This is a genomic window from Companilactobacillus mindensis DSM 14500, assembly GCF_001434275.1.
GTDB lineage: Bacteria > Bacillota > Bacilli > Lactobacillales > Lactobacillaceae > Companilactobacillus > Companilactobacillus mindensis.
In genome coordinates this window covers 3,108-9,092 of the sequence record NZ_AZEZ01000082.1, presented here as the reverse complement: position 1 = coordinate 9,092, position 5,985 = coordinate 3,108, and the positions used below count along the sequence as shown (strand labels likewise).

Annotated in this window: 5 protein-coding genes; 3 read left to right on the top strand and 2 right to left on the bottom strand. The window is 39.0% G+C overall.

The annotated features are described in order from the left end of the window. Positions 1-191 precede the first annotated feature (191 nt). Positions 192-2,369 (bottom strand): hypothetical protein, encoded by a 2,178-nt coding sequence (locus FD29_RS07445; RefSeq protein ID WP_057888313.1) that lies wholly within the window; start codon positions 2,367-2,369, stop codon positions 192-194. Positions 2,370-2,495: 126 nt separating this feature from the next. Next, positions 2,496-2,672, bottom strand: a complete 177-nt coding sequence (locus FD29_RS11410) for a hypothetical protein (protein ID WP_157049391.1) — start codon at positions 2,670-2,672, stop codon at positions 2,496-2,498. 519 nt (positions 2,673-3,191) lie between these two features. On the opposite strand from FD29_RS11410, the gene FD29_RS07440 reads away from it, so the two are divergent. The 3 genes from FD29_RS07440 to FD29_RS11650 form a co-directional block, all read left to right on the top strand. Beyond that, positions 3,192-3,836: a CatA-like O-acetyltransferase gene (locus FD29_RS07440; protein WP_057888312.1), complete on the top strand. Its 645-nt coding sequence runs from the start codon at positions 3,192-3,194 to the stop codon at positions 3,834-3,836. 153 nt (positions 3,837-3,989) lie between these two features. Next, complete coding sequence (locus tag FD29_RS07435) at positions 3,990-5,471, top strand: MFS transporter (RefSeq protein WP_057888311.1); 1,482 nt, start codon at positions 3,990-3,992, stop codon at positions 5,469-5,471. A 176-nt stretch (positions 5,472-5,647) separates the two neighbouring features. After that, positions 5,648-5,985 (top strand): helix-turn-helix domain-containing protein (locus FD29_RS11650; protein WP_235804280.1); only part of this gene is annotated, 338 nt, incomplete at its 3' end.

Below are 5,985 nucleotides of genomic sequence, written 5' to 3'. Positions count from 1 at the left end.
CTAGTCTGGAATGGAATTCTGGTGGATGCTCAGCCGTGGAAGTCTCTTAGCTGGCGACGAACCTCGCCAGGTTAGAGACAGACAAGCTTAGAGACAATTTGAACCGTAATTGGCTCTAAGTTGCTCTCACAGCGTTCCAGCAATCCACCAGAATTTCATGGAAGACGGCAGTGAACGCAAAAACAATCCAGTTATTCAACCGAATCAGACAATATCCAAGTCAAAGTACCAGTATATTGACCAGCCTGACTAGTACCTAATTGTTTCAACAACAAGCCAGTTTTGTTAGTCCAATCGTCAGAAATATCATCAGTAGTATCGGTATCGTAAGAATTTTTATTAGATTCGATCTGTGTAGGTGTGGAACTCAAAGTTTGATAACTAGCATCCGCATCTTTTTTATAAACCAAAGCCATGTTGTCGTTCAAAGTTGTACCGTCAAGATACATACCATCGGTAGAAACGTCCAGTTTCCAAGGACTTCTGAGACTCGTTACACTGAGATCAAAATTATTGCTTCTAGGAAGGTACTCAGTATCGTCAGTGTAATTGATATCTTTGAATTTCAAATTCTTGGAAACGGTCATGCTCAAAGTTTTGTTAGGTTTGGTATTGACGTTGTAAGTCAAAGTATTTGAAGTTAAACCGTTAGCTTGGTCGATAGCTTTTATTGTGACTTGGTTGGTCGAGTTCAAACTGAACAATTTCCAAAACGCTGTATCGTCATTGATCAAACTCTTCAAATCAATAGTCTGGTCGAAACTTGTGCCAGTAGCGCTAGAGCCAACCGTATAAGTTTTGCCACCAGCAGTGATTTCATAAATAATATCGGTACTGCTATTGGAATCACCGAAACTGTGGCTATCACTGTAAGTCAACTCTGTAGGTAGATTCAAAGCGGCATTGTCAGAATTGTATAAAAGATCGATGTCATTAGTAGTGTTTGTATCGGCTAATTTCAAAGTGTATTTCTTAGGGGCTAAGATGGTGAAGGCAGGTGAATTGGTAGTAGAAATTTCGTCGCTGCCTTTGAAAACAGCCGCAGCGGATTTGACGTCGATATCTTTGTCGGTCTCGTTGTTAGCTTTGGCAGAAATAGTTACCGTAGCTGAGGTTCCCCCCGAAGCATCAGCTTGAGTGCCGATTGCTTTGGCCAATGTGTGCTCTAGGGAACCATCAGAAACTTCACTGGAACTGATGGCTTCAGTTGAACCATCAGCGTAAGTGATATAAGCCACGTTGCCAGAAGAATCTGGATTCAAGGTGACATTAGTAGGAATTTCGATATCGGCAGCGATTTTTTGCCAAGCTACATCGCCACGAACGTACTTCAAGTTGTAGTTAAGTTGTAGATCGTCACCATTAGCGACAGTTTTATCGGTTGAAGTGTCAGTGATTTTTTTATTTCCTAGTGTCGTATCGACAATGTTGCCGTCAGCTGTGGCGTATAGCAAATTTGGCAATGAATCGAAGGCAACCAATTTGCTAGCAACGGAAGTTGAAGGACCGTTAGCACCAGTAAAGCCCCAACGGACTTTGCCAGAAGTTGTATTCAACTTGGAAGTGTCGACTTGGATCGAATCGGTAACTTTTTTGAAATTAGAATTGGTAGTATTAGTGTTCTTGGTACCGTCTTTATAAAGATCATTGTAATTATAAGTTAAAGTACCATCAGTACTGCCGGATTCGGGTGGTGTCCAGTCGATCGTAACATGGTGCCAATAAACAGGATTGCCACTAGAATCAGTATCGTTGATCAATTCAGGTGCTTGGTTAGGCTTGATGTGAACGAGAATGTACCCATTTGTAAAGGTACCTTGATAATTAGCCTTGGCGTAGTTGTTTAAGGTCAAGTCGAAAAGTTGATAACTTGCTTCAAGCCCCGGATAAGTAGCTGCAATGTGACCAAAAGTACCACCAGCACCATATTTAGCAGTAGAAGGAAAGCCTAGACTGCTGTCGAGAGTTTTACCATATTGAGTATCGTAACCGTTTAATGAATAGTAGGCCTTATAAGTAGGAAATTTTGTCCCATTATTATTAATGGGACCGTTAACTTTGGCAAAGAAATCGTTCAATGAGGAATCAAATTCTAGGGCAATACTGTTTTGAACAGCAGTACTCTTAATGTACGACTGAGTAGGTGCGGAACCAGCAACAAGATTAACTCTAGAGGCATCGTAACCATAGACGCCCATTCCCTCGAGTCCGGCACCGAGCGCAGCCACACCATTACTATCATTTTGCAGGACGAAAGCAATTCCTTCACTGTTGATGTCACTGGTATCGCCAGTTCCTGAACCAAAGTAAAGCCAAGCTGAAATAGTCTGTGGTTTATTGATGTCGAAGGTTTGATCAGTTGACCACATTGAACCATAAGTGTTGTGGGCACTGGCTAAAGAAATAACATTTCCGTCTGAAGTATTGTTACCGGAGTGATCGACGATTTGAGCTGAGTTGTTCGTATAAATATCGCCGCTTGCAGTAACGTTAGGTTACGCGTTGGACATGTATTTACTGATAGCAATACCATCCGGAGCGTCTTTTAAAACATTTAAATCTTCAGAATCAGTCAGTGCTGCTTGAACTGTCTGTTGATTAGTAGTAAGAATAAAAATGAAACTGAAGAGCAGTGAGATTAACCAAGCTCGTTGAGAAATTCTATTTTTCATAAATTAACCCCCCAAAAAAATAGAAAATAATTAATCAGATAATAATCCTTTTGATTAGATTATCATATGCCAAAAATAATAAAGTAAACTTAAAAAAGTAGAAATATTATTTAAGAAAAGAAATTTTTGTCATTAAATTCAGAATCTGATCAAGCTTGTTCCACTCTCTAAAACGAGTTCCACAAACCAACTTCTTGTGCTTTGCTACGTCTCCCAAATCACTCGCAAAAGCGGCGAGCAATTCGTGAGATTAGGCAAATGCTCAGAAGTTAACCAGGTTTGTTCCACACACTAAAATGAGTTCCACAAGCTAGATTCCTGTGCATTGCTACGACTTGAAAATCACCCACCAAAATCGGGTGGCTAATTTCCCAGTCTAGGCAATTGCTCAGAATCTGACCAAGCTTGTTCCACTCTCTCAAACTTGTTCCACTCTCTAAATGTTGTAAAATAACAACAGAGGCTATTATATGAAGAAACTGGCCTCCACTAATGAATTGAAATTTAGGAGGTCAGTACATGGAATTTACTAAAATAGATTTAAATACTTGGGATCGCAGTGAGGTTTTTGAGCACTTTCTAAAACAAGGAACTACTTATAGTATGACAAACGAGATTCCAATCGATGCAGCCTTGAAGTTTGTCAAAGCCAAGAATTATAAATTCTATCCACTTTTTATCTATTCAGTTTTGAAAGTTATCAATTCCAATTCGCTCTATCGAATGGCCTTTGATGAGAATGGTGATCTGGGTTATTTTGACAAGAGCGTGCCATTCTATTCGATTTTTGACAACGAGAAAGAACTATTTTCCAACATTACGACCGAAGATACGTATACTTTCGCAGAATTCCATCGTGACTATTTGGACGATGTTCAAAAGTATCAAGGAACTGGCAAATTGTTCCCTAAACAGCCAATTCCCCAAAATGTCGTTAATATTTCAATGATCCCTTGGGCTAGTTTCTCCGCTTTTAACTTGAATATTAAGAATAATGACAATTACTTATTGCCAATCGTCACTGCCAGCAAGTTTGAAAAACGTTCCGATGGTATCAAATTACCAGTGACGTTCCAGATTCATCATGCCGTTTGTGACGGTTATCAGACTGCTCAGTTCTTCAATAAGTTGGAGAACATTTTGGCTCATCCAGAAGAGTTGTAATTGTTGATTATTTGTATGATTTAATAAAGAAGTCTATACTTGAAAAATAAAGTAATTTTTTCAGTAAATGACAAGATATTATTTGAAAGTAAGACGTTGCACATCGTGTGAGTCTTATTTTTTATTGGAAATAATGGGGAAAGAAGTAGGGGCATGAGTCGAAATAGGAAAATTTTAGTGACTTTTGCATTAGTGCTGTCGAATATGATGGCCGGACTCGATGCGACAATAATTAATACTGCACTGCCAGCAATTATCAGTGACCTGCATGGTATTCAGTACATGGGTTGGATCGTAGCGATTTTCTTGTTAGGGATGGCCGTTTCAACACCGTTATGGAGCAAATTTGGTGAGAAAAAAGGTAACAAAGTTGCCTATATTACCGCTACGATCGTCTTCATGATTGGAGCTTTGTTCCAAGGATTAGCGCCAAATATTATCTGGTTCATCACCGCCAGAAGCGTCATGGGTATCGGTGCCGGTGGTATGAATACGATACCGTTTATTATCTATTCGCAAATATTTAAAAATATCAAACGGCGTTCGCAAGTTATCGGAATCGCTTCAGCTGGCTTCAGTGGAACCTCTATCGTCGGTCCGTTGATTGGTGGCTGGATCGTTGATACCTTCAGTTGGCATTGGGTTTTCTACATTAATTTGCCATTGGCATTGTTGTCAATTACGATCGTAGCAATCTTCTTCCGTATTAAAGAAAAACTCAATCAAGAAAAAGTCGATTATTACGGTGCAATCTTAATGGTATTAGGTTTGTCATCAATCTTAGTCGGAATCCAATTATTAGGAGTCGCTTCGATCTTTGCTACCATTGCCTTTATCGTAGTTGGTGCTGCCTTGATTTTCTGGATGTCTAGAGTTGAGAGTAAAGTTGACGATCCAATTGTTCCTAACCGACTATTCAAGAATGAAAAGTTAGTTATCGATTTGATTTTATTCGCATTATTGTGGGGTTCGTTCGTGGCCTTTAACATCTATATTCCAATGTGGGCCCAAGGTATTATGGGACTCAGTGCTTTGATCGGTGGGATGACGCAGATTCCCGGAGCCATTGCAAACTTTATCGGTTCAGAACTAGAGCCATTTTTACAACGTAGTATGAGCCGTTACATGATCATTGCGATTGGAACTTTGTCATTTTTGATCTCCTTTGCCGGTCTGTATTGGGCTAGTCAAAATGCAAGTTATACTTTCCTATTAATAATGGGAGTCTTTGAAGGTTTCGGAGTTGGTGTTTGCTTCAATGCTTTGCTGATTGCCGTACAATTTGACGTTGAGACCCGTGATGTACCGATCTCAACTTCCTTCGCTTACTTAGTCAGAATTTTGAGCCAAACATTCATGTCGTCGATTTATGGGGTTATTTTAAATCTAGCCTTGATTCGTGGTGTTCGTCAAAGTCATGGTCACATCACTATGAGTATGATGAATAAGTTGAGTAATGCGGCTGATGCCAAATACCTACCTAAGGCCTTTGTCCCTGAAATGAGACGTATTTTCTTCAGTGGAATTCATAATATTATGTTGACTGCTTTGATTTTGATTGTTTTGGTTATCTTGATATTGGGCTATCTCTTTAGACAAGAAGCTGTTAAGAAAACACAGATGAAAGCAGAATAATTAAGAGCCCCAATTTCTAATCAAACAATTAGAAATTGAGGCTCTTTTGATTTAAATTAATTGGCGGAATTCCCATGACTTTAGTCGTGGGATGGATAGCCTGTTTTTTTTGTGATTTTTGGTTGCTACAAGAACGTAAGTTCGTATATACTGATGCCGTAAAGGTGGTGAATGGTTTGAAATCGATGGCAGAACTTGACTATCATTATGGCATCAAGATGAGAATTTATCCAAGTAATAAACAAAAGGAAATCATCAAAATAAATTCCAATATCAGTCGGACTGTGTATAACAAACTGGTAGGTATCGATAAAGAAATATACCGATTAAAACAAATTGGGATAGGCCTTAAAATTATTCAAGATCGGATTTCAGAACTAATGGAGCGTAAAAATATTCGTGAATTATCTAATCATTATCAATATATGGAAGACAAAAAAATTGATAGCTTGGCTAAAGCCAACGCGAAAATGAGTTATTTGAAGGCTTGGGAAATGTTTAGAAAAGTTCATAC